The sequence below is a fragment of the Chitinophaga sp. 9-1-y genome (assembly GCF_059511905.2).
This window is the reverse complement of sequence record NZ_CM197955.1, coordinates 3,635,931-3,660,974: the sequence shown is the minus strand read 5'-3', so window position 1 is coordinate 3,660,974 and position 25,044 is coordinate 3,635,931. Positions and strand designations below refer to the sequence as shown.

23 protein-coding genes are annotated in these 25,044 nt (G+C 43.5%); 15 read left to right on the top strand and 8 right to left on the bottom strand.

Annotated features, from left to right (window positions below; all coding sequences use genetic code 11):
* The first annotated feature begins 122 nt into the window (after nucleotides 1-122).
* The 6 genes from AC5ZC7_RS14555 to AC5ZC7_RS14530 all read left to right on the top strand — a co-directional run bounded on the left by AC5ZC7_RS14555 (nucleotide 123) and on the right by AC5ZC7_RS14530 (nucleotide 4,292).
* Entirely contained in the window at nucleotides 123-476 is a 354-nt protein-coding gene (locus AC5ZC7_RS14555) for a RagB/SusD family nutrient uptake outer membrane protein (RefSeq protein WP_496162384.1), read from the top strand.
* 272 nt (nucleotides 477-748) lie between these two features.
* Entirely contained in the window at nucleotides 749-1,486 is a 738-nt protein-coding gene (locus AC5ZC7_RS14550) for a M57 family metalloprotease (RefSeq protein ID WP_496162385.1), read from the top strand.
* Nucleotides 1,487-1,787: 301 nt separating this feature from the next.
* Nucleotides 1,788-2,630 carry an SDR family oxidoreductase gene (locus AC5ZC7_RS14545; protein ID WP_496162386.1) on the top strand — a complete coding sequence of 281 codons (843 nt, stop codon included), beginning with the start codon at nucleotides 1,788-1,790 and terminating at the stop codon, nucleotides 2,628-2,630.
* 137 nt (nucleotides 2,631-2,767) lie between these two features.
* Nucleotides 2,768-3,040 carry a YciI family protein gene (locus AC5ZC7_RS14540; RefSeq protein ID WP_511911559.1) on the top strand — a complete coding sequence of 91 codons (273 nt, stop codon included), beginning with the start codon at nucleotides 2,768-2,770 and terminating at the stop codon, nucleotides 3,038-3,040.
* The gene (locus AC5ZC7_RS14535) at nucleotides 3,030-3,329 is read left to right on the top strand and encodes a sigma factor (RefSeq protein ID WP_496162388.1); all 300 of its coding nucleotides are present in this window, start codon (nucleotides 3,030-3,032) and stop codon (nucleotides 3,327-3,329) included. Before AC5ZC7_RS14540 ends, AC5ZC7_RS14535 begins: the two co-directional genes overlap by 11 nt.
* Nucleotides 3,330-3,347: 18 nt before the next feature.
* Nucleotides 3,348-4,292, top strand: coding sequence for a DUF6596 domain-containing protein (locus AC5ZC7_RS14530; protein WP_496162389.1), 945 nt, complete (start codon nucleotides 3,348-3,350; stop codon nucleotides 4,290-4,292).
* 391 nt (nucleotides 4,293-4,683) lie between these two features.
* Here the strand turns inward: AC5ZC7_RS14530 and AC5ZC7_RS14525 are convergent, their stop codons facing one another.
* Entirely contained in the window at nucleotides 4,684-9,486 is a 4,803-nt protein-coding gene (locus AC5ZC7_RS14525) for a PKD domain-containing protein (protein ID WP_496162390.1), read from the bottom strand.
* 656 nt (nucleotides 9,487-10,142) lie between these two features.
* Here AC5ZC7_RS14525 and AC5ZC7_RS14520 point away from each other — a divergent pair.
* The 5 genes from AC5ZC7_RS14520 to AC5ZC7_RS14500 all read left to right on the top strand — a co-directional run bounded on the left by AC5ZC7_RS14520 (nucleotide 10,143) and on the right by AC5ZC7_RS14500 (nucleotide 13,770).
* Complete coding sequence (locus AC5ZC7_RS14520) at nucleotides 10,143-10,670, top strand: dihydrofolate reductase family protein (protein ID WP_496162391.1); 528 nt, start codon at nucleotides 10,143-10,145, stop codon at nucleotides 10,668-10,670.
* Between the two features lie 331 nt (nucleotides 10,671-11,001).
* Nucleotides 11,002-11,691, top strand: a complete 690-nt coding sequence (locus tag AC5ZC7_RS14515) for a helix-turn-helix domain-containing protein (RefSeq protein ID WP_496162392.1) — start codon at nucleotides 11,002-11,004, stop codon at nucleotides 11,689-11,691.
* A gap of 61 nt (nucleotides 11,692-11,752) precedes the next feature.
* Complete coding sequence (locus AC5ZC7_RS14510) at nucleotides 11,753-12,178, top strand: ester cyclase (RefSeq protein ID WP_496162393.1); 426 nt, start codon at nucleotides 11,753-11,755, stop codon at nucleotides 12,176-12,178.
* Nucleotides 12,179-12,261: 83 nt separating this feature from the next.
* Complete coding sequence (locus AC5ZC7_RS14505) at nucleotides 12,262-12,822, top strand: hypothetical protein (RefSeq protein ID WP_496162394.1); 561 nt, start codon at nucleotides 12,262-12,264, stop codon at nucleotides 12,820-12,822.
* Between the two features lie 54 nt (nucleotides 12,823-12,876).
* Nucleotides 12,877-13,770, top strand: a complete 894-nt coding sequence (locus tag AC5ZC7_RS14500; RefSeq protein ID WP_496162395.1) for an alpha/beta fold hydrolase — start codon at nucleotides 12,877-12,879, stop codon at nucleotides 13,768-13,770.
* Nucleotides 13,771-13,818: 48 nt separating this feature from the next.
* Here AC5ZC7_RS14500 and AC5ZC7_RS14495 read toward each other — a convergent pair whose 3' ends face one another.
* From AC5ZC7_RS14495 to AC5ZC7_RS14480, 4 genes are all read right to left on the bottom strand, one after another.
* Complete coding sequence (locus AC5ZC7_RS14495; RefSeq protein ID WP_496162396.1) at nucleotides 13,819-14,031, bottom strand: DUF6434 domain-containing protein; 213 nt, start codon at nucleotides 14,029-14,031, stop codon at nucleotides 13,819-13,821.
* A 374-nt stretch (nucleotides 14,032-14,405) separates the two neighbouring features.
* Nucleotides 14,406-14,942, bottom strand: a complete 537-nt coding sequence (locus AC5ZC7_RS14490; protein WP_496162397.1) for a hypothetical protein — start codon at nucleotides 14,940-14,942, stop codon at nucleotides 14,406-14,408.
* A 126-nt stretch (nucleotides 14,943-15,068) separates the two neighbouring features.
* The gene (locus tag AC5ZC7_RS14485) at nucleotides 15,069-15,833 is read right to left on the bottom strand and encodes a glycoside hydrolase family 11 protein (RefSeq protein ID WP_496162398.1); all 765 of its coding nucleotides are present in this window, start codon (nucleotides 15,831-15,833) and stop codon (nucleotides 15,069-15,071) included.
* A gap of 810 nt (nucleotides 15,834-16,643) precedes the next feature.
* A complete protein-coding gene (locus tag AC5ZC7_RS14480) occupies nucleotides 16,644-17,237 on the bottom strand; it encodes a 2OG-Fe(II) oxygenase (RefSeq protein WP_496162399.1) in 594 nt (197 codons plus the stop codon).
* 342 nt (nucleotides 17,238-17,579) lie between these two features.
* Between AC5ZC7_RS14480 and AC5ZC7_RS14475 the strand changes: the two genes are divergently transcribed.
* Together AC5ZC7_RS14475 and AC5ZC7_RS14470 are read left to right on the top strand one after the other, a co-directional pair.
* Nucleotides 17,580-18,104 carry a hypothetical protein gene (locus AC5ZC7_RS14475; RefSeq protein ID WP_496162400.1) on the top strand — a complete coding sequence of 175 codons (525 nt, stop codon included), beginning with the start codon at nucleotides 17,580-17,582 and terminating at the stop codon, nucleotides 18,102-18,104.
* Between the two features lie 41 nt (nucleotides 18,105-18,145).
* The gene (locus AC5ZC7_RS14470; protein ID WP_496162401.1) at nucleotides 18,146-18,655 is read left to right on the top strand and encodes an AAA family ATPase; all 510 of its coding nucleotides are present in this window, start codon (nucleotides 18,146-18,148) and stop codon (nucleotides 18,653-18,655) included.
* Between the two features lie 85 nt (nucleotides 18,656-18,740).
* On the opposite strand, the gene AC5ZC7_RS14465 is transcribed toward AC5ZC7_RS14470, so the two are convergent.
* Both AC5ZC7_RS14465 and AC5ZC7_RS14460 read right to left on the bottom strand, forming a co-directional pair.
* Nucleotides 18,741-19,478: a DUF1266 domain-containing protein gene (locus AC5ZC7_RS14465; RefSeq protein ID WP_496162402.1), complete on the bottom strand. Its 738-nt coding sequence runs from the start codon at nucleotides 19,476-19,478 to the stop codon at nucleotides 18,741-18,743.
* A gap of 156 nt (nucleotides 19,479-19,634) precedes the next feature.
* Nucleotides 19,635-20,201, bottom strand: coding sequence for a hypothetical protein (locus tag AC5ZC7_RS14460; RefSeq protein WP_496162403.1), 567 nt, complete (start codon nucleotides 20,199-20,201; stop codon nucleotides 19,635-19,637).
* A gap of 734 nt (nucleotides 20,202-20,935) precedes the next feature.
* Here AC5ZC7_RS14460 and AC5ZC7_RS14455 point away from each other — a divergent pair.
* Together AC5ZC7_RS14455 and sigJ are read left to right on the top strand one after the other, a co-directional pair.
* On the top strand, nucleotides 20,936-21,460 hold the full coding sequence (locus AC5ZC7_RS14455) for a carboxymuconolactone decarboxylase family protein (protein ID WP_496162404.1): 525 nt from the start codon (nucleotides 20,936-20,938) through the stop codon (nucleotides 21,458-21,460).
* The gene (sigJ, locus tag AC5ZC7_RS14450; protein ID WP_511911555.1) at nucleotides 21,457-22,317 is read left to right on the top strand and encodes an RNA polymerase sigma factor SigJ; all 861 of its coding nucleotides are present in this window, start codon (nucleotides 21,457-21,459) and stop codon (nucleotides 22,315-22,317) included. The genes AC5ZC7_RS14455 and sigJ overlap by 4 nt, the downstream gene beginning before the upstream one ends.
* A 144-nt stretch (nucleotides 22,318-22,461) precedes the next feature.
* On the opposite strand, the gene AC5ZC7_RS14445 is transcribed toward sigJ, so the two are convergent.
* Nucleotides 22,462-24,933 (bottom strand): hypothetical protein, encoded by a 2,472-nt coding sequence (locus AC5ZC7_RS14445; protein WP_496162405.1) that lies wholly within the window; start codon nucleotides 24,931-24,933, stop codon nucleotides 22,462-22,464.
* Nucleotides 24,934-25,044: the final 111 nt, after the last annotated feature.

Here is a 25,044-nt window from a genome sequence, read left to right as displayed (position 1 = left end):
TGCGTTCACGACATCCTATAAAGTAGGAATCCTATTTATTCCTGTTGAATTAAAAGGGCGCGTCATCAACGAAAACGGTGAGCCTGTTGCCAGAGCTTCTGTTTTGATTAAAGGTAGCGACAATGCTGTTGATAGAGGCAGAAGCCCTTGCAAGGCAGGGTGGCCAGGATGCGGCAGCCCAGGCGCTGTTATGGGAACTACAGGACAAAAGAAATGCAACAAGAACTGCCTCTACCGGTGCAGCACTTGTAAGCGATATTTTGGTAGAACGGAGAAAAGAGCTGTATGGAGAAGGTTTTGCCTGGTTCGACCTGATACGTACTGGTCAGGGCTTAGTTCGCACGGGTGACCATCCTCGTATTATCAATCTTCCTGCCCGTTCATGGCGACTGATATTCCAGTTACCTACGGCTGAATTTACCACCAACACCAGCATCACACCAGCAGATCAAAATCCGTATGATGGTGTTTACTAAAAAAACAAATTGACAACAAAAAGGGCCACTTCATTAGTCTTATTGGCTGATAAGTATGCCACGCACTTTCTTTGTGAATGAAGGTTTGGGCTGTTATTGGATTCTACACAGATAAGAAAAACGCCGGAGCACATAAGATGTATATGCAATAGCAATCAGCTTTGAACTTAAAAATATATCAGCAGTGAAGCGGAATAGCAATATTTCCGCTACTGTACATGTCATCCTGTATATTTCGATCGTTACCCACAATTACCAAAATCAAATTAACAATGAAAAAGAACATTCAAACACTCGCATCTATTGTACTGTTAGCATTACTTTTGGCTTCATGCGGCAAAAGCGCTGATGCACCTGTAGCTCCTGAAAAAAAGGATAATGCAGCCAAAGTGCTCACTTACATTCGGAGTCTGGGCTTTTCCCAGAGCAATATCGTTGATAACGGTGACGCCTATATCGTTGATGGCGATATCCGCTTCGCTAAAGACATGGAAGTTCCCGGGGGTAAAGCTTCCACAGAGCAAAAATGGGTAGGTAGCAAACTGACTGCTGCTAATGCCTTAAATGTTCGCATCAAAGTAGACCCCAGCATGGCTTCGATGATGCCTGAGATCAATTCTGCTATTGATCAGTGGAACAACATCGGAGGCGATATAGATTTACATTTCAACATAGTCGCTGGTGCATCCTATGACATATTAATCAAGGATGCCGATCTTGGTGACCTTACCTGCGGCCTGGGTTCTTATCCTTCCGGTGGCAAGGCTGGGAATCTTATCCAAATCCACAAAGCGAAGATTGCTGGTAACAGTTTTGCACAACGTCAGCGCACTATTACGCATGAAATTGGGCATACTATTTCCTTTACGCACACAAATCAACCCGGCGGTTCGCTGATCCCCGGCACACCTGCTAGTGATGCAAATTCTCTTATGAATGGAAATGAATGCAATGTTGGTGCTACTGTATTATCAAACTATGATAAGATAGCCGCACGGTGGTTATATTAAGAACTGTCATCCGGTAATTTGTCTGCAAAAAACAAATTACCACAGTATTATATCCACATTATGACATGATCGGAATATAACAGGTATCCGCTCCGGTTCGCCGGAGCGGATTTTTATTTTCCCGGTACCTGCGCATAAGCAAATAAGAACGTCTGGAAATTTTGGTTTTCAAATGGTTAGATTCGTTCATCAACTTAAAGTGTCAAGAAAAGATTGGGAAATTGTCCTGTCAGCGATCCGACCACCAAATAAAATAATCCAAATAAAATGTCCGGAAACGTTCACTCCAAACGTCTTAGCTATGAAACGTGAAGGATTCACGTGTCATTTCTCAACATTAAAAAGAAAAATTATGAATGAGTTGAAAGACAAAATTGCAGTGATCTATGGGGCAGGCGGCGAAATCGGTGGCGCTGTTGCATGTGCTTTCGCACGCGAAGGAGCCAGGCTTTTTCTTACCGGGCACCGCTTGGCGCCTGTGGAAGCGATTGCCAGGGACATCGTGTCTGCTGGCGGCGATGCTGAGGCCGCGGAAGTTGATGCCCTTGATGAGCAGGCTATAGATAAGCATCTGGCGTCTGTAGTGGCTAAGGCAGGCCATATCGATATTTCCTTCAATGCGATGGGGAACTCACCAACCAGGTATCTGGGGGCATCGCTGGTCGATATGGATCTTAAACAATTCTCCATGCCGATCACGAGCTATATCACATCATACTTTCTGACTGCGCGTTTAGCGGCAAGACGCATGCTCCCCAATAAATCCGGGGTGATCATGACCGTTACTGCACCTCCAGCAAGAATAGGCACACCAAACGGAGGTTATGGTCCGTCACAGGCTGCCAAGGAGGCGCTTACCCGATACCTGTCGATTGAACTCGCGCCTCAGGGCATCCGCGTGGTCTGTTTGCAGCCGCACGGCATGCCGGAGACAGGGACAATAAGGGAAATATTTGAATGGAGGGCCAAGACAGCGGGCGTAACCTGGGAACAGTTCGCAGGTTATCTTGCAGGCATGAACCATCCCAAACGCTTCATGACACTCGCAGAGATGGCTAATGTAGCAGCCTTTGTGGCTTCCGATAAGGCAAGCGGGATGATGGGAACGACCGTCAATCTGACTATGGGAGCCCTGGACGACTAGTATCTGCTGACAAAAGCCTATTATAAAATATAAACATCAACATAAAGAAAACTACTATGACTGAATTTGTATATTTCTATCGAGGGTACGAACTACCTGCATCTCCCGAGGAAATGCAGAAAAAAACGGCCAAATGGATGGCCTGGCTTAAGGACCTCAGTGATAAAGGCCATGTGAAATCACTCGGAGAGCCCTTGCAACCTGGTGGCAAGGTAGTCAAAGGCACAAAAAGGCAGGTCATTGACGGCCCCTATGCCGAAGCTAAAGACCTAATCGGAGGGTATAGTATCATTGTGGCCAGGGATATCGAACAGGCTGTGGAGTTTTCCCTGGGATGCCCAATTTTCGGGGATGGTGGTTCTGTAGAGGTACGTGAAATCGGACAACTAGAATTAGGTGATGGATATTGAGGAACATTTTTTTCGGCATGAATTCGGGAGAATTGTTGCCACACTTACCCGGCTTTTCGGAGTCCGTAACTTTGCATTGGCAGAAGACGTCACTCAGGATGCCTTCTGCCGTGCGATGGAGACATGGAAGTTACGTGGTTTGCCGAAAAATCCTTCCGCATGGCTGATGGCTATTGCCAAGAACCGCGCCCTGGATATCTTGCGTCGGGAGCGCACGGCTAGAGTGTCTGAGCCAGCACTAACGCGGTTTCTTGAATCGGAATGGACGCTGGTTCCGACGGTAGAGTAGGCGTTTAGTGCCTGCGCTGTGAAAGATTCCCAGCTACGTATGATGTTTTCCTGCTGCGATCCCCGCCTCTCTGAAGAGGCTCAAATTGCGCTTATATTGCACATATTATGCGGATTCAATGTAAAGGAGATTGCGCAGGCCTTCATGAGCAGTCATGCCGCTATTGAAAAACGCATCACCCGGGCAAAGAAAATATTGGCGGAATCCACAAAGCTTTTTGATCTCGCCGATGCGGATTTTCTCTCCAGGCTTTCCTCCGTTCTGCAAGCATTATATTTGCTTTTCAACGAAGGGTATCATGGATCCTCACCCGAGGCGGCAGTGCGCATGGACCTTTGTCAGGAAGCCATGCTGCTTATGAATTTACTCATCGAACAACCTGCTTTAGTAACCCCTCCATCATACGCGCTTGCTGCGTTGATGTATCTCAACGCGGCCCGTCTACCAACCCGTTTAGATGGTTCGGGTAATCTTGTTTCGTTCTTTGAGCAGGATCGGTCTTTATGGAATCATAACCTCATAGCAGAAGGACAAGCACTTCTTAACCTTTCTGCCTCTGGTACAGAACTGACAAAATATCATATTGAAGCGGCTATTGCCTCAATGCATACTAGTGCCGCCAGAAGCGAAGATACCGATTGGAAACAGATAGTATCGCTTTATGATATGCTTATGGCTATCCATTCTTCTCCGGTCATTGCACTTAACCGTGCGATTGCCATCGCACAGCTGGATGGCCCGGAACGCGGATTGCAGGAGATATGTGTCATCCATGACCTTCATCGTCTTTCTTCTTACCCATTTTACCCGGCTACACTTGGTGAGCTTGAACTCCGTAGAGGAAATTATCCGGTTGCGAAAGCACACTTCTCCACAGCGCTTTCGTTGGCACGTAATCCTATGGAAAGTAATTTCTTGCAACGGCGTATAGATACATGCAAAGAAAGCTTAGGACCGTATTAAACAATAAAGCCCACCAGCAACAAGTAGACCGGAGCTTTGAGCTACAATACAAATTATTGTACAATATACAGATATATCCTGGCCGAAGGATTTTGTAATTGTAAGCCCTAAAACTAATAAACGGACCGGTAATATGATCTGAATTTTCGCATCCAGTCGTTCCCGACTGAACAGTGATAATTATGAAAGCAGTTTCGTAAAATAGGGTTGTTTGAAGTAAACTATTTTAATGGCAATGAACCAGCTAATAGCTTTAGATTTTCGAGAAAATGGTTCGGGAATTGTCCGACTGTGATCACGAAAAATGCAGAAGCCTTCAAGTCGCAGGATTTGTTGTTTTAGTCTATCAAAGTGCGGATTCGCTATTCTTGTTTACGTAGTTTTATGCGGGTTATCTCACCAATAATATACTTCCCTTGAATGTGAATTTTTCTCCGTTTTCGCAGATGGTTTCCATAAAATAAACATAACTGCCTGCCAGGGATTTCTGATTGTTCTTGTTGCCATCCCAGCCGGCGGCAGGAACATTGATCTGGAAATGTGTATTTTCAAATACAAGATTTCCCCAGCGATCGTAAATACGCAGGTAGTTGATTTCTTTTACTCCTTTCCCTTTCGGATAGATGCGGTCATTTTGTCCATCAAAATTGGGGGTAAACGCATTGGGCATAAAAACGGCTGCCTGGTTACAGAGAATATGTATGGTAACATCATCTTTTGCCTTGCAGCCATAGCGGTTTGATACCTCTACCGTATAGGTGGTGGTAAGGTTGGGAATTACCTGTATGCTTCCACAGGCAGTACAAGTGATATCATGTTCCGGAAGCCATTTATAGCTGATAACATCATTACTTGTCAGTGGGCTCAGGTACACGGAAGTGCCGGCCATCACATCCTGGTCAGGTCCTATATTAACGGTAGGATAAGGTGCTACGGTTGCCTGCAAAGATGTTTTATCAGAAAAACATCCTTTGTTGTCGTAACCGGTTACGGTGTAGGTATAGTTACCGGTGTGCGGCAGCTTTGCTTTAGTAACGGCGGCATTGGGATCGCTGAGTCCCTCGCCTTCCCATTTATAGTAATCTGCTCCGGATGCATATAGTGGCAGTAGGGCGCCCAGGCAGAGTGTTGTATCCGGAGCGGCTATCACTTTAAAAGGCTGTATCACCTGTAGTGTTAACTGCGCTATATTGATACAGCCATTATTGTCTGTTCCTTTTACCTGGTAAGTGGTACTGCTATCAGGGCTGGCTGTAGGAGCAGCTATTAATGGGTTATTGAGCCCGGTCACCGGCGTCCATGCATAACTGCTGCCCCCAACAGCTTCCAACACAGTTGTATTACGCCGGCAGATAAAGTCGCTCAGTGAAGTGGCTTTTATGTTCGGCAAAGGTTGTACCTGCAGCAGATGCAGGGCGGTATCTGTACATCCATCTTTGTTGGCAACAATGAGTGATATGTTGACAGGGCCGGATTGGGTGTATACCTGTTGGGGAGGGGTGCTTACAGTAGCGGTTTGTCCATTGCCGAAGTTCCACTGCCAGGTGAGCCCGTTGTCGTTTGTTGCGCTGCCGTTGAAGCTGGTGGATGACTGCACACAGACTTTATCCGGACCGGCAATGCTGACTGCTGGTTTCGTGTATACGTTCACGTTGGTAGACACCGTTTGATGGCAGCCATAGGCGGTGGTGGTGGTAAGACTGAAATCATACTTACCGGGCGTGGGTATGAAAAAAGATGGCGTGGCTGTACTTACGTTGGTGGGTATCAGCGTAGCGTCGAAAGTCCATTGATAGCTGCCTGGTTTGCCCAGCTGATCTATGGAAAAGCTGTTGAATACCGGGGCAAATGTTACTGTTCCTTTCCCGCAAAGGATATCTGGTACTGGTTTTATTTGTACATCCAGTTTGTCAATAACAACAGGGTTGGGAAGCCGGGCACTACCCCTACAGCCATTTTCATCGGATAATAACAGCCGTGGCTGATAGATGCCGGGTGTTTTGAACAGATGTTTTACTGCTGTATCCTTTGTATGAAGAATAATACCATCGGTAAAATCCCAGCTAAAATCCTGCGTGCTTTTACTGAGGATGGTAAAGTGAATTTCCTTTTCCAGGCAGCCGCCATCTGAACTGGCTATGATTGCGGCATGAGGACCTTTCACTTCTATGGTATCGGTGAATTGGTCTGAGGTCCCGGATTCTCCCATGGCTGTGAGTACTACGGCATAACGCCCCGGCTCCGTATACGTATGTACAGGATTGACTTCCGTGGAGGAGGTGCCGTCGCCAAAACTCCAATAACTGGAAACATAATTCAGGGAAGTGTTGGTAAAGTAGAAGATCATGGGTGCACAGCTGCCACCATTGGCAAAGATGGCTTTGTAGGCAAAGTTAGCCCCGATAGGAGATACCTTCACCTGTTTTACTGCCTTGTCTTCACAACCATTGTTATCCTTTATACGTAATACTACCTGGTGAATGCCGTTTTGGGTATAGTTGTTCATGGCGGTGCCAGTAGCGGTAGAAGTATTTCCATCACCAAAGCTCCAGTCAACACTGGTGATGAGGCCATCGGTTTCGGTGGATTGGTTATAGAAATATACATCGGTGCCAGGTTTGACCAGATAGCTGCTGGCGGTAAATGTGGCATGTGGGCCTTTTACAAGCAACGTATTATCGTAGCCGTAACTCATACATCCGTCTTTATCGGTGACCTTCATCATCGGGTTATAACTGCCCGGCTGTTTGTAAGTGTGGAGAAAAGGCCCTTTGGTAAAGGTTTGTATGGGGGTACCATCACCGAAATCCCATTGCCATTCGATAACGCCGGCGCTGTTGCTGATGTTGGTGAGGTCTGTGAAAACAAGTTCATTACCGGGGCATTTTGCCGGCGGCAACCTGAATGCTGCCACAGGCCCCCGTACGCTGACGGGTACAATGTTGCTGAGGTCTGTACAGCCTTGCAGGTTTTCAGCGGCCAGTTGCATTTTGTATTTGCCGGGAGCCAGGTTTTTGTAGGTGAACGTATGCTGGTTGTCCGGATCGCTTACGTCAGTTCCGTTGGCCATCCATTTATAGCTATCGGTTTTATATATGGCCGGGTTGTAGGTAGTAATGGCAGCACCCAGTAATTCATTGCTGCACAGCGTATTTTTATCAGTGGTGATCATTATTGGAGCGGAAGCGATCACGGTTACACTCATGCTTTCATGTGTGGTACAGTGGCTGTCTTTTACGGTAAGCCCCACCTGGTAGACGCCACTGGCAGGGAATACGTGAGTTAACGTACTGGTGGAAACCGTATAGCTGGTATCGGTACCATCCCCCCAGTTCCATAGCCAGGATTCGGCGCCGATGGAATGGTCTTCAAAAATGATGGTAGTACGTTTATTACAATCCACCGGCTTGACAGCATACCGGGGAAATGGGTTGGTGGCAGTAATATATTTCTTTTTGATGATCGTATCATAGCAGGTATGGTTACCTACTATCAGCTGTACCGTGTAGGTACCTGGCAGTTGGTAGCTGTGGGGCGTATTTTTTCCGGAACCGGTACCCCCGTCGCCGAAATCCCATTGCCAACTGTCGCCCATATCTGATTGGTCTTTGAAGACAGCCGGTGTATTACCACATATCATGGGTGCATCCGGTGAAAAGAAGTCAGGTACAGGTTTCTGGTATACTTCTACATTATTCGTTGTTTGTACCCTGCCTTTACAACCATTGATGGTAGTATATTTCAGGAAAATCAGGTAGATGCCGGCTTTATTGTATTGATGGCTGGGTGTGGGCGCTGTGGAACCGGGGCTACCATCTCCGAAATCCCATTCATAGGTTTTAATTGCATCTGAATTACTGCTGTAGGCATGGAAGGTAGTAATTAACCCCTCGCAGCCACTCCCGTTTTTTTCATCCGCTGTGATTTTTACGGGGAATACGTCCACACTGACCTGGTTCGTCGCAGTACAGCCATCTTTAGTGGTGGCAGCCAGTGTAGCGGCATAATTGCCTGCAGCGGTATAGGAATGAGAAGGATCTTTTGCGCCGGAGGTCTGACCATCGCCGAAGTCCCATTGTCTGGAAGTGCCGGCAGGGGCATTGTCTGTAAACTGAACGGAGGCCGGCATATTACAGAACGGAGGTACCGCTGCTGTGATGCCGACAGTCGGAGTTGGTTTGATGTCCAGTTTTTTTTCAATGATATCCACACATTGACCATAGGTGGCAATCAGTTTTACGTTTAGCAGACCTGCAGCCGGAGGTGTATAGGTAGTGGTATTGCCGGGATTGTTCATAATTGGCTGGCCATTGATTTCCCAGGCTACCTTTAGTTGGGAAGTAGTGGAAAATACGCCACTATAGATCCCCGGTGTATTGGAACAGATGGGAGTCGGGAAGGTGAAGTCGGTCTTGTAGGCGGCAACGTTAATGTCATCCATTTTTTTGACAGCGGTACATTGCTCGGTATTCGTTACCGTTAGGGTAATGTCGTGCATACCTTTGCCTGTAAAGGTATGTGTACCGGGATCTTTTAAGGCGGAGGTGCTCCCATCGTCAAATGTCCACTTATAGGTCAGTGTACCTGGTCCTGTAGATGTATTGGTCAGTTGCACGGTGGCGGGTGCCTTACAGAATATTTTATCAGTCACACTAAAATCGGCTACTATAGGCGGTGTCACCTTTACCAGGGTATCTACCAGTTTGAAGTTGGTACATTGATAGCTATTAGTAACAATCAGGATAACAGGATATTTGCCTGCCTGCTGATAGGTATGTGTGCTGCTGCTGCCAGTCCCGGTAGTGCCATCTCCATAGTCCCAGGTATAGGTGACCAGGGTACCGTTTACCGGGTCTGATTTGTCTGTAAAGGTAGGCTGTAAAGGGGCGCAACCACTTACGTTGGTGGCTGTGAAATCCACTTTGGGTTTCGATCTTACGGTGATATACCCTGTTTTGATAACTGTGGCGGAATGGCCCGCCGTGTCTTTTACGGTAAGGCTTACCGTATAAATACCGGGTTTAAGATAGGCAGCCCCGGGGTGCTGTTCAGTAGAGGTATATCCGTTACCGAAATCCCATTGCCAGGAAATTGGCTGGCCGGTTGACTTATCACTAAATGTTGTTAGCAGCAGTTCACAATCTGTGGTTGATGAAGCATTGAAGTCTGCTTTGATTTGCGCATTAACTCCCATGGAAATAAAACAGCATGCTAATAGATTGGCAAGTAGTGATGGACCCGATTTACGCTTTGCCAAGCTAAAAAGGCTCATTCATGGATATGTTGTGTACCTTGAATTTACGTTATTAATTGCAATGTACAAAATAGCCGGTATCTGGATTTGTAACGAGAAAGACCGTATTAGACAGGTTGGGTGTCTACCAGATGTAGTTTTGATGGAAGTGAACTTCACGGCGGACGATTATATTTTCAGCCAAAATATGTTGAAAACATGCAGATGGTCACTAAATCAGAGGATTTCATAAAATGGGCTGATAATATTATTAAAGTGGTTAGACGGAGATTAAAAAAGTATAAGTCTGATATTTTAAGACTTGTAAACCGAAACAAAACATACAGGTAATAAAAACTCACAAAAAATAATTAGCCCATTGGATGATTAAAACTTAGCGAAGTTGTATTTGCGATAACCACCTTTTTTTGAATAAATAGCTCAAATATAACAGCTCGCAAATAGTGTTTCTTTCTTAAGTAGCGTATAATAGCTGAAATATAATGTTAGCGGCAATCAAAAACGATCACACTACTTGTCGCAAATAACTCTTAAAATGTCGCAAAAGCCTACCTGGGTTGTAAGAGGACCTAATTACTTTTGTAAAAACTAATAAAATGAGAAAGATAAAATTGCAAATGAATATCTTACTTGACAATAAATGGGACAGCGGGATGTCAGACTTTAGCATTGACAATCTCACCAATGTGGACTGCATTCTGCATGGGAGAAAAACCGGGGAAGGGTTTATTCCATATTGGACGGAAGTGGCAAACAATCCCAATGATGGTGAGCACAAACTTGGAAGACGATTTGCAGAAATTCCAAATGTAATTTTTTCAAATACCCTCAGGGACAGCAAGTGGGACAATACAATCATTCTAAATGGCAATTTAGCAGAGGCAATAAAAGCACTGAAAAATGAAGATGGGAAAGACATCATTGTATATGGTGGCGATTCATTTGTATCATCATTAATACAACATGATTTAATCGATGGGTATTATGTGCTTGCAAACCCTGCAGCATTAGGTAACGGACAACAAACATTCAATCCTTTAAAAAACGAATTAGCGTTAAAACTCGTAGAGTGTAAAGCGTTTGCCTGCGGTGCGGTTTTAGTTTATTACTCAAGACAGCAATAACATTAAAACAAGTATGCACCGGGGTGATCATGGCCCGGTCCACAGTCATTGACTATGGGTTTAAGATAGTAAATTATAAGGTAAAGTGAATTAACAAGATGAAAATTTTTTGCACAGATTTTAGATGTGGATAGATTGAGTTATTTATATCTTCCCACCTGCGGGGGCGGCAAATAAGGAAAGTAATTGTAAATTGGATAATTATTTATCATTATCCTTACGGTGCTCCGGTATGTGATTGAATAAATTTGATTTGGCCCAAAATAGTATCTTAGCAAGGTAAATCGATTTAAGAAAAATCATTTGTTTCAAAAATAGCAGAAGTGATTTTATGCCGGTAGTTTTTAAGGAAGAGGGTATTGTTTGTTTTTCAGGCAAAGGTTATCGCACGAATACGCATGCCCATTTCGCGTTAGAGCTGGCGTTTGCTACAACCGGCTATATAAACATTTCAAGTTCCAACCAGGATTATAACAAAATAAAGGCTGCTATTATTTCGCCGAATACTTTGCACTCATTTGATTGTTTAGATGGTGCGTGTTTTATTTTTTTTATTGACCCAACAAGTAAAATGGGGGAGTATCTTTTCGAATATTATAACTTGTCCGGAAAAGACATCGTAGCATTAGGTGAAAGTGAGATACTACGGTTTAAAAATGGAGAGGAGTTTTCATTGCCCAATTGTGTCAACTGCAAGAATAGAGAAATAAGCGATCGAATCTACAATTGTACTAATTTGATTGAGAGAGACATCTCTGAGGAAACCCTAAATATTCGTATACTTTCTAAAGAACTATTTATATCGGAAAGCAGGTTGGCTCATTTGTTTAAAGAAGAAATGGGCATATCAATCCAGCAATACATATTGTGGAAAAAAATGGAAACCGCGTTTAAGCGATATGTGAATGGTTACTCCCTTACCGATTGCGCCCATTTTTCCGGGTTTTCAGACTCCTCGCACTTAAATAAAACGTTCAGAAAAATGTTTGGTATTCATCCTTCGTTTGCAAACAAAAAATAGCAGGATTGTACAATTTTGCTAGTTAGACGCTTCCTAATTTTATTTAATAAAATAAATAACAATGGAAGACAAAATCACCACCATTAACAAGGAGGTCATGCGCCGCTTATACCAGGAGGTTCTTGTTGACTGGAATATGACCGCAGTGGATGAACTTATCGCACCCCAGTTTATTTCTCATGATTGGCCGAAAGGCAGCCCAACAGGCCCGCAGCCTTTTCGGGATTTCTATGCAAGTACCATACTGCCGGTATTGCCAGATGCCCGATACGAAGTGGATGATTTGATCGCAGAAGGAAATAGGGTAGTGGTGCGTTGGAGGTTATTGGGAACCCATAAGGGAAGCTACCATGGAATAGCCCCCACAGGGAAGGCGGTAACACTCAAAGGTATTGCCATTTATCGCCTTGAAGCGGGCAAGGTAGCAGAGCGTTGGGTAGTCACAGATATCCAGGAATTGTTCGTTACGTTGAAAAATACGGCCTGAAAGGGACAAAGAGGAAGGCCTGTGAACTTGCATCTATTGATGGGAGGCGGGGTATTATGTACATAAGCAATAACAAAATCATTATGACTTACAATATTTATTTATTACTGAAGCTGGTTCATATTACAGGAGCGATAGCGCTTTTTTGCACCTGGGCTATAGAATGGCTGCTGTTAATTCTACAGACTAAAAATTATGACGCTGTCAGCAACAGCCTGGCGACAAGCATTAAAATAACACACAGGTATCAAATTGTTGCTGTAATTGCAATCATTGCAACTGGTATAACGATGGGGGTAATGAGTTGGCGTGATGCTCCGTGGGTCGACAGTGCGATAATTGGAATTGTTCTAATGGAGATAATTACAAGAATAATAGGTAGGTACGCGAAAAATTATAATAAAAGGGAAGAGCATTATGGGGAAGCTCCTGCTGCGAAACAACCATTGTTCTCCGTGCTGATACTCAAAGTCAGACTTGCCATCGCATTTGGCATTTTGATAATAATGATAGCCAAGCCACCAGTTTTTCTCTCCGCCATTACTATAATTATTTTTTCGGCGCTAATAGCATTTTTATGGTCATTGAAAGACGTAAAATCTATAAGTGTTATAATGAAAAAGGATAAATTCTCCAGACAATAGAAGAAGGCATAATGAAAACCGTCTTCCACTATGAATTTTTGAAAAAGATGAACTATGCATTACAGACAAATAATTATGATTGTTCTTTTATCGTATTGGGGCTTAAAAGTGTCCGCTGAAATTAAAACGTCGGCTACGAGTTTAAATACACAACAAAAGGAGTCTCTAACACCAGATACTTCGGGTTATGCACCTGTGAATGGTCTTAACCTCTATTATGAAATTTATGGACAGGGCAAGCCGATAGTTTTAATTCATGGCGCCTATCAGACCATTCAGTTTTGCTGGAGCAATATTATAACGGAATTAAAGAAAACCCGAAAAGTGATAGCCGTTGAGTTGCAAGGTCATGGTCACACAAAGGATATTACCCGCCCTTTTTCATACAGCGGATTTGCAAATGACATAGTTGCCCTGTTACAATACCTGAAAATTGACAAGACAGATATAATGGGCTTTAGTGTGGGTGGCACTACGGCAATGCAGCTTGCAATTCAGCAACCGGAGGTTGTTGATAAATTGATCGTACTTTCAGCACCTTATCAATACACTGGTTGGTTGCCCGTTATGCGAAACATGCTAAAATCGTTGTCGCCCGATTTTCTTGACCAAACGCCCTATAAAGTAGCTCATGCCGGAATTTATAATGATAGCTCCGCATTTCACAAATTTACCAGCAAATTTATAAAATTTGATACGGAAAACTTTGATCTGGGCGATGCAAATATGAAAAACATAAAGGCTCCGGTACTTTTTATTATGGGAGATAATGATGGTGTGGACATGGAGCATAAAGCTAAAATGTACCAGTTATGCGGCGGCAATGTTTTTAGCGATATTACCGGGGCTCCCCGGTCACAGCTATCTATTTTACCGAATACAGGTCATATGTCTTTACTTATGCAAACAACAACCATTATTGGATTAGTAGACCATTTTTTAAAGTAAGGGAGTAGGGGGGAAGCACTGTTACGAAAAAGAGACCCCTGGGGTGATTTAAATATGATCTTTATTTTCGAACTCCTTTATTGCATCTCCTAATGTTTTGCCAACATTTGCCTTCAACCAGGCCATAAACTCCCGATTCATTTTAAAATGAGTGCCAAAATGAGATTGAAAAAAACGCCTGACGTTTTGAGTGTTTTTATAACTTGCTGTGATTATGGTACTATCTTTTAATGCTTCAGAATGCCAATCAAATTTATTCATGAAATGAAGCTAAGAAGATTTTGTCAACTTTATAAGCAAAGTAGATATTATTCTTACGCACTTTCAGGGGGTGGATTTGTTAAGGTTAAGCCCAACGGGATCACAACAAAATTATGAAAGAAAATTAAAGTCGCTTGAACCCCAGGATTCAAGCGGCTTTTCTACTCTTATAATAAAAGGAAAAATCATATCAAATGATTTTGAAAGGCTGCAAATTCGTCTACAGTAAGTTTTTTTTAATTTATTATAGATTAGTTTTTCTGAGCTGATTGCCGGCAAAGGATTTGGTGACTTGCAAACCAATCCAGGAATCACCAAAGTAGAGGGGATAATGAAGATTGTACTTTGATGAAAATTATGCAGTGTTATAATCGTCAATTTGTACTCCCGCTTTTTTTATTTGTTATCGTTTTTTTTAACAGTTCTTCATACGCAGGCTCTTCCGAACCACCAGAAATTTTTATTCCGGCTTTCTCAAATTCCCGGATTAGTCTTTTATCGAAACCTGCGACATATGATGCAAATAACAAAGAATCTTTTGCTTCAGGAATTGTTTTAAAAGGAGCAGGCGATTCTTTAAACTTATATAACGTGGCTTTAGTACTATCGTTGCCTTCAAGAAGTACGGAGTCACCGTAGTTTGTAATCTTAGCCGCGTAATTATTTGTAAGATATTTCAAAGAATCATTTTCTATTTTGTAAGGAAGCCCGAACCGGCCAACTTTTTGATTGTAAAAAACTATGTATTGCGAATCAATATCAAATTCGCTATAGCCGTTTGCTATTGAAAATCTATGCCATTTTCCGCCTAGAAATTTTTTATTTCCTTCAATTTTTTTAGGATTCGGTGAGTCGCAGGCAGAAAGAGCAACAATGAAAAATGAAAGAAAATAAGCTATTGATCTCATCATAACTAATCGTTAAATAATATTTAAAGAGGCATGCTTAATCCGGGTAAGTGATCGGAAATGCCCGCACTAAATACTGCCTGGCAGGAAGCCAGGCAGTATTTGTCTGTTATTAATTTAAATCAGTGTTTATTGCATCCAAATAGTACAGTTAATATTGCCATTGGTATTAGAGCCCCAGGTCTCTGAAACCATAATAGCCGGGATATTTAACTGACCAAGCGTATATCCTAAACTACTCCACTTATTATAGTGGTTGGCAAAAGTAATGACGCGATTTTGCCCGGTAGTAACTTTGGTAACTCTGGAACTGTAAATCTGTCTGAAGCCATCACCACCATCGATATTTTTACCTGTCACCCAACGGGTCCATACATTATAACCAGCACCATCGCTTTCAAATGTACCTAAATAAGTGCCCGTATGAGGTGATACTGCCCCCCATGTTTCATTCACATAATACTCATAATAAGGGTTTCTGCTCCATCCGTACCAGCCGAAAGTACCACCACCAGAATTTGAATAGACACCGAGATTATATCCTATTTTATAGGATGCAGAACCTACCGGATAGCCTTTGCCGCATGTAAAGTTGCCATTAAATCCGTTCCAGCTAACGCTGTAATTTCCGCCAGGGCCATTTGCGTAATTAACTGTACCGGTAGCACCATCACTTTTCCAAAGTGACCAGAAGAAGCCGTCATGTGTGCCCGATTGATAGAATTGGGCCGCGACTTGAGCGTTGGAAAGACGCTCAATACCCACTGCCTCGGGTTGGGGCCTTGCTTCTTTTTTACAGCTTGTTAAAATTGTAGCACCTGCAAGTACAACGATGGCAGCAGTGCCAAAAGTAACCTTCCTGGTTACTCTTGTTAGAGAGTTTTGCTTTTTCATATCGTGGTTTATTGGTTAAAGAAGCAAAAAAAACATATTTAAAAATGGAACGATGCTAATAATCGCCAAATTTGTTACACAAATGTTCATACGCTGCTTATTGTTAAGAACTATTTTAAAAGTGTCATATTGACAATATAAATCATGGGAGAATGATAATTCCCACGTACGGAGAAGATTGAGGTAATGGCTCTTTTCAAACTGTGAAGGAAAAATAGGAATGGCTTTCATCAAATGAGGAACCGGATCTCTGTTTTATAAATCCGGTAGAATGGAGAGATAGGTGGCAGACCGCACCTGGAAAGGGAAATCAACCGGCAGCTACTTTGTTTCTGGGACGTACTTATCTATGGACTGAGCAGGAAGCTCAGCAATATCTATTTAAGTCATTACTGTAAAGGATCACCTAATGATAATTGCGCTGTGGTAGCAGTCGGTATAAACCGCTCTTGATAGTTGCCAAAGATCAGTTGCTTCGGGTGCACCAGTGTCTGCTATAGTATCGCAGTAATATCACACGCTGCATATTCCGCAATTCATATATAAAAGGTTTAGGTTTTGTACCATAGAGGCTCAATAAAATTATCAGAGAAAATTAAAGTGCTTGCATCGGCTTTTCTGTTTTTATCATAGAAAGGGAAACTATATCAAACGAATCTGAAAGGATGCAAAAGGATGCAGTGAAAAATGTAGGTTTACTGCATCCTTTTTGCATCCTTTCAGAATGGATTAAGGTCTTATGAGCAATAAAATGGATGCTTCGAAGTTCGGGTTATACGTTTTTTAAGAAGCCAAAAGTTATTTAATGGGCTAGCGTTTCAGCCATCCCGTAATACTCATCCTGGATTTATTCGTTAGCAGCACTTCATGCTCCAGCTCACTGCTTTTAAAAAAAACAGTCTTGCCACTGTCCGGATCTATTTGCTGTGCGTTGCCATCTTTGTGGTAAACAGCCAGCTGTCCGCCATCGGCAGGAACCCAATCATTATTCAGGTAAATGATCATCGAATATTGCCGGCTATCGTCATTGCGGAACTGATCCAGGTGCTTTTTGTAAAAGCTGCCCGCTTCATATAAGGTGTAATGAAACTCATAGCCGGTGATGCCGGTATAACAGGAGCGGTTCAGGTGTACTATAAAAGCATCCATTACTTCGAAGAAAGCATTTTCGTGGACGTTGTTATGGGCCTTATCCAGCCAGTAGATTACATCACCGCGAACGGATTTGTTGTGCGCCGCCAGCTGCTGGTTACCCGTACCCGCAGGGAGCATACGCTGTCCTGAATGGAGTTGAAGCAGGTTTTCCTTTAGATCGCCCGCCAGCTGCAAGCTTAGGAAATTTGCTGAAATGCCAACCTTGTTTTCAATAAAGCTGTTGATCAATGTGTCGAATGACTGTTGCAAAAAAGAGCAGATTATAGGGACAGAATTATCCGTAGTCCGGTGAAGGTAACTGGAAATAAAGGATTTTAAGAAGGAATAGGTAATATTCTTTCAAAACAGTTGATAAAATTCGGAGCTTTTAGAAATGCTTTTTACTGCGATGATTGTTTCAAGCGTTACCGTCATAATTGTTTTATTGGAGTACCAGTAAGATTCTTTCTCAGAACCGCCATAAAGATTAGTAACGGGGCCCAATGAAATCTCCATTCGAAATTAACAGCGCGCGCCTGTTTTACGAATCTATGCTTTCTTATTTGCTTAACCCTGCCTATATTGTGAAATAAATCTACAAATATAAATAGCATGAATCCTGACTACCTGATTATGCGTAAACTATCCCTTGCCATCATATTCCTGCTGCTGATAGCTGCTTGTAACAATAATACACCCAAAGTATCTCATGATACAGACGCGACTAAGTATGAGCGTGCTGATACGGTGTATATGCGAACCGGATTCTATTTTTTAGGAGATACTACAACAGGAATAAAGATGCGGGAAAAAAATTCAGATAAGATGTATGCAATAGCAAAGCAACCATTTGCTTCAGTTGATAATATTATCGAATGTAGCATAAAGGATACAAAAATTGATAGCACGATATATAAGAATTTATGCATCAAGTTTGATGCTAAAGGAACCAGGGACTTACAGGAGGGAACAGAAAACCCTTTCCATGCAAAAATAGCATTGGTGGTCGCTAATACGCTGCTGTATGTTGTTGATAATCGTAGTAGTGTTAACACCGGTACGGTATGTGCTTATTTGATTAACTTTTCCCAGGAGGAGATGAATGGTATAAAGAAAGCCATTGAACAGAAGCGTTAGGCCGCTTAAATTTTACTATTCTTCACAAATCAAACTGAAATATGAGAATTGCGATAGGTGGTGCTCACAGGGTTGGTAAAACAACATTGGCGGAAGAATTGCTGGTGAACCTTCCTGGGTATACACTTGAAATAGAGCCATATTATCAACTGGAAACAGCAGGGTATGAGTTTTCTGAAATCCCCACTGCCGGGGATTTTATAGAACAGTTTAATTACTCAGCCAAACTGCTTTCCAAAAGTAAAAATGATGTGATATTTGACAGAAGTGTCATTGATATCTTAGCCTATCTTCATGTAATTGACCCGGGCAGGAATATTCAGCAACTATTTGAAATAGCACAGACTGTCATTGCTGGAATCGATCTTTTCGTGTTTGTTCCAATAGAAGCACCAGATCTGATTCCAGGCCATCAGGTCGATCTGCCAAAACTCAGACGCCTGGTTAATGATGTGCTCCATGACTGGATTTGGGATTTTGGTATAGAAACTATTGAAGTCAGCGGTAGTTTATCGAACCGCAGCAATCAGGTACTCGCTAAAATTTCATGATATAACCTGGGCTATCTCCGGTCAGATAGAAGAACAGGCGGCCAAAGGTGCCGCCTGTTCTTCTCCAGCTACTTGTTAGCAGCCACTATGATTTTGAAAATGGATATTTTGTATATACATCTACATCCGCAATTTTTCTCAACGCTGGTCCTTTGCTCGTTAGTATTTGTTTACTTTCTACGATCACTTCATCTAAATCAAATCCTTGTATTGTTCTGCCCAGTAGAAAAGAAATGGTATAATCAGTCCAGTTTTTACCTTTTGAAGTGGCTACTTCTGAGGCCTTTTTCATCACTTCCCAGGTTTCACCTTCATTCAAATAGCCTACCCAGTAACACCATTTTGCCAATGATACCGCCCTGCAAATATCCCAGGCATAAGCAGATCTTACCTGTGTAACGCTGTCCAGATCCAGCCCTAAACCATTCGAAATATCTTTTTGGATACTGCTTAATTCTTTTGATGATTGAAGTAAAACAGGTGCAAATTCATTGCTTTTCTGTAATGATAATAAATCATTTAAAGCTGCTTTCGCTTCTGTTCCGTTTGTGATTTCCCATTGTTGGTTTAGTCCTCCGATATACTCATTTAAACTGCTTTCGGGTTTAATGCCAAGTATTTTCTCTCCTCTGTAATAAAACAAAATTGCGCCAAATGAAAGCAGCCTTTTCTGTTCTTCGGTTAATGGGGTGTCTGAATGGTTGGAGTTAAAATTGTCTAGTTGTTTATCATTGTACTTCTTCATCCTTACTTTTAAGAAAATCATGTATACAATAAATAATACGGCAATCCCGCCGATAATAAAATAGGTGTTCGTGGTCATAGAGATTTTTTAATGTCAATTGTTTGATTTTTTTTTAAAGTCCGGAAGTTCCAGGTAAGGAGTATGATTGCTATCAGTAACAGTTGCTTCCGGTTTGTGCAAAATAGTAAAATAAATTAATATGTAAGACAATTTAAAATTTGATTGGGGGGCATTCTATACCGGGTAATTTTTATTATACGTCAAAATCACTTCTATCATATCATCAAATGTCAGCTCACCGCTTTCTACCTTACGCAGCAATTCGGCATTTTCACTAATCAATGTCCTCATCTTTTCTTTGAATTTCTTTCTTTTTATTGAAAATTTCTCTGCGCCTTTCTTTACAAAAAAGAGATCCGATTTGAATAGGTTCATGGTTCCCCATTTCATCTTCAACTCAAATAACTGAATCCTGCCATTGATGATCCTGGGAATCAAAAGATCCACCATTCCTCCTAATGCAGGATAGCCGCCAAACTTTTCCATGTAAACAGAATCACCCTGGAAGTAATCATACTTACGCGACTGAAATGTTCTCATCCTGTTAGCCCCCGGGCCTTTCACATAATAAACGGTTTGCCCGTTCTGTGAGATTTTGTTGTCAAAAGAGAAATATCCAACCAGCGTATCCGTGCTATTAACCATGGTGCCATAGATGTAGTCGGTTTGTCCGTGCATGGATTGTGATTGGCTGTTGAAGAAAAACAGCATTAATAATAAAGTAAAGGTGGTACGTTTCATTTTTTGTTCCGGGAAAATTAATAAGGCGCAAAGAAAATCTATTTACTTTAATTAGCCGGACAAATCTTTGCCTTAGCTAGTTCATAGGGTGTGCTATGCCTCATTTTCGGCATGAATTTTTCCGCTTTTGATCAACCTTTCGGAAGTATGTGGAGCTACAACAGATGGTCGTTATTATCTAATAGGTACAGGATGGTTGCCAATTGAATGTTATAGATTCCACGATGCAATAATGTGTTGCGCGCACTTTTGTCTCCATTCACTTAAAGCAACAGCTCTTTCTATTCGTGGACGATTACGAGGAAGATAATGATGTGACCTATTTCAGATTTTTTTGTTTGGTAATGCAAATTCAGCAAAGCCTGGTGTTTTTTCAATTGGGTTATTTTTTTTGTTCAGCTTTTACCAACCAGTCCAAACCAATAGCTTTCTGAAAAAATGTATGCCATTTAGGCCCTGGCCCAACTTATCATTCAACGTCGGCAGTTGGCCATTTTTTCTGAGGAGAACGCCCTTTTTAGCAAAGAAAATGAACTTATCAAGTATGTAGTTGCGTTTCTATAGTTCATGCTGCTTCTTTATCGCTTCGTTGTTATCTTACACCCGGCAGCGATAGGTTGTCACATTTGCATGTCACGTGGTGTCTTTATGATTGAACAAAAAAATTAAGGAGGACATTTATCATGGCATTACGCATTTCAAAAGCTGAGCTTCCCGCGGAGCTCAGGGAAAACATGATCAGGCAGCTCGGTGCTGTTCCTGAACCCGTTGAGGTAGTATGGCACAATCCTCAAGTGGCCACGGCTAATCTTGAGTTGGGGCGCAAGGTGAGTGAATGGAACGCTTGCGACGAGCATCTCAAATCGTTTGCGCATATGGCTGTTGCCGCATTGATTGGCTGTAGCTGGTGCCTCGATATCGGCTACTTCCAGGCGCAGCACCAGGGTTTAGACCTGGCTAAAGCCAGCCAGGTACCGTGCTGGAGAACATCGGATGTGTTTACGCCGCAGGAGCGGGACGTGATGGAGTATGCGGAAGCAATGAGCAGCACGCCTACAACCGTCACTGATGAATTGTCTGCCCGGCTGCTGGAACAACTGGGTCCGGCCGCGCTGGTGGAGCTGACTGCACTCATCGGTTTTGCGAACTTGTCGACGAGAGTCAACACGGCGCATGGTATTACGTCGCAGGGGTATTCAGATGCCTGCGAAATTCCTTTAACTAAACGTACCGGGAAGCCCGGTGTAGTATTGAAATGATGACTGAGGACCCTTTTATTCTTCATCGGAACCTGTTATTCACGGTAGCTTACCAGATGCTTGGTTCGGCAACTGATGCGGAAGATGTTTTACAGGAGGCGTGGCTTCGGTGGGTCAATGTTGATCAATCGGAGGTAAGCAATCCGCGTGCGTACCTGGTCCGGGTGGTCACACGGCAGGCGCTCAACTGGATGCGGACATTGTCGCGTCGCCGCGAGGATTACGTTGGCGAATGGCTGCCGGAGCCACTGTTAACCAGCCCTGACGTTGCCGGGGACCTTGAATTGTCGGAGAGCATTTCGATCGCCATGTTGATTGTATTGGAAACGCTGGGGCCAACAGAACGGGCAGTGTTCGTGCTCCGCGAAGTTTTTAATATTCCATATGGCGAGATCTCTAAAATAATCGGAAAACCCGCAGCGGCGGTTCGACAGACCGCGCGAAGAGCGAGAGCGCATGTGGCAGCCAGGCGCCAACGGGAGTTGGTAAGCCGGTCCGAACAGCAACTCGTGGTGGAGCGTTTCCTGGCTGCGTTGCGAACCGGGCAGTTGCAGGAACTGATGGAGGTATTGGCGCCGGATGTTATACTGATTGCGGATGGTGGCGGATTAGTGGCTGCGGCTCCGACTCCCGTTTATGGAGGCGAACTGGTGGCGAATTTACTCACACGCCCGAACCGGGTACTTACAGTAAGTAGCTTGTGGCTGAATGGCGGGCCGGGAGGCTGCATAGAAAGTGACGGCGCCGTAGCGGCAGCGAGTTTCGTAGTAGAGAATGGCAGGATCGTCCGGATCTTTGCAATCGCTAATCCTCAGAAGCTGACAAGGCTGGATAAGCCAGTTGAACTTGCCAGGTAATGCGTTGCTACTATCAGGAAATTAAAATAAAAAAGTAAAGGGATCACCGGAAGCCAGGCACTAATATGGCTTCCGGTGATCCCTTTACGCTCGCGGTTTTTTCCGCTCAGGAGAGAAAATAAAATTAGCTGGATCCAGCTAATTTTATTTTCCTGCTTTAATCCTTGTTGCTTCGCCGGTGGCGCGAATTTCCAGTTTTACATCTGCGCCATTTTCTCCGGAGTATTTTCCATCAAATGCGATTTCATTTACGCCGTTTGATAAAACAGGCAGCGCTTTATTCAGCGTTATACTTTGTACCAATTGCCATTGCTTATTGTATAACTGTACTGTTTTACCATCACATTTCAGGAATTGGTTTCTTTTGAGACTAACCGGTAATACCAGCGCATCCTGCTGATTAATAGTGATAGATACCTGGTCAAATGTAACATCCGGATCCGCGTCTTTGCCAGGGGCCAGCGAAATAATAAAGGAAACCGGTTGACGGGCTGCCGGATTATTAAACTGGAAAGAGGAAGAAACGGGTTCTCCCGGTTGCTTCAATTTTCCGGTATGCGTGAAGTAGGCATTATATACCGGTGTTAGCAGGTATTCATTATTGGTGGTCATTTCCAGGTGGAACTCATGCTTCAGGCTTCGCATTTCTTCTTTCTGCGCTTCGCTGAAGATATTTTTCATACGTGCCTGTTCCCAGGTGTTAATCGTTCCAAGCAGTTGATCCCTCATACCATGTTTCTTCAATGTTTCCAGGCTGGTAGATAATCCGAAGCCGGCATTATACCCGGCGCCCATTGCGAGCATCCATTCTATATCTTCCAGTGCGGTTTCGGGCCGCAGGCTGAACCAGCCCAGCATAGAGGGCATTAGGTTGCGGCGGAAGAACTGCTGATTTTTCAGGCGCAATTGCAGCTGGCTTTCCCGGAAGCCGGCGTACCAGGGTTCGCCCCAGTTCATCCGTGTGTAAATATGCCAGAAGTAGTGGCCGGGTGTGCTGGCATCGTTGATCACTTTTCCTTTTAATGCAGGGTCCAGGTTGTCGTACCATGTTTTAGCGAATAGCTGTTTGGCATATTGCCCCATTCCGGATGAGAGACAGCCTTCGAGTCCATCGAAAGAGATTTGCATCAAACCTGTTTCATTAAACAGGCGCGCAATTGTTTTCGACATTTCTTCCTGCAGGGCATAGTTGGTAAGAAATACTTTATAGGCATGATCCATCAGTTTCCCTATGGTGTCATTTTGCTGATGGGCGCCGGCCTGGGTACCGAAGGCGCCCCGCTGGCAATCCAATAATTTCCAGGGCGCGGAGGTGGTTACCTGGCTGTACCGGATAATTTCATTTCCTATCACCACTGCCTTCAGGGTGTTGTTTTCAAATTGATTAAAGAAAACAGGATCAGCTATTTCGATCTCTTTTGCAGTGGCATCAAGGGATTTCATGATGCGGGAATAACCCACCTTCGCCAAACGCGCATCCGGAACAGGGGTTACATATGGATCGTTGGTGGTGATGAAGTTGGATAACGTATGAAGGCCAAGCCGTACACCTGCCTTCTGGGCGGTTTCCACGCACTGCTTCATACTTGCCCAGTTTTGAGGGAATTCTTTGCTGTGTAATTTGAAATGTCCCCAGTCCTCAAAAGGGCCACCATGATACAGGTAACGCAGGCCAGCCTGTTTGGTTACTGCAATTGCCTCCGCCAGATTATCAACGCCAAAGTCCATGATCAGGTAAGATTCGGAGGCATGAATGGCCTGTTTTCCCCATACTCCATCCAGCAGCGGATGGGGGAGTCCTTCTTTTAATTCAATTTGTGAGATGGTAGGTAATACATCTGCGTTTGGTACACCAAAGAGGGCAATCTTACTACCAATAACACCGCCGTCGTTGAAGGCGGGCGCCAGGTAAGCGGTATGGCCCCAGTTTTCAATCACGCGGTCTTTATTACGATTGCGGCAATAAGCTTGTAATGAAGCGCCGTATTCGGTGGGGCGTGCTACATCACCTCTGAAGAGTTGTTTGTGCAGGTCGTTTTCTTTTACGTCCACTTTGTTGCCACCTTCAAATACGTCGTAGGAGGGTTCCATATCGCTTTCTGTGCTGGGGTATCCTCCGAGGGTTTTTATATTCAGTGCCTGGATACCAATAGCGAATTCCTTGCTGCGCACCACGCCAACTACTTCTCCTATGGTATCAGCAATGGTTACCGGGTAAGGTCCCCACAACACCAGGTCTATATTGGTGTTGGGCGTTAATTGTGTTAGTTCAAAGCTGAGGTAATGGTCGTTACGCTGCACTTTTACCTTTGCTTCCACGCCCGCCTGTGGATACGACAGCAGCAGTTCCGAATTTTTAGCGTTCCATGTACAGCTAGTGGATGGGATGATCTGCCCGTCTTTTTTAATACTCATCAATGCATTGGCCTTCTCTGCAACCAGGAATTCTTTTTGCAGGACGAGGCTTTTCATGCTCGTGAGTTTTCCGGATGGATCGAGCTGAATGCTCCATTGTTTGGTTTTTAGATTGACCTGTGCAGCTGCGGGCAGTATGGCGATTTTTGCCAATAGTACCAATAATAGCAGTGATTTTTTAAGTAGATGTTTTTCTGTCATTTCGATTTTATAAAAGAAGTTTAGCTGAAATAATTACTATAGCTGAAAGCAGACCGGCACAAGGCAGGGAATAGCTGACGAAAAATAAGCAACCGGGCGGTGTGGACGCAT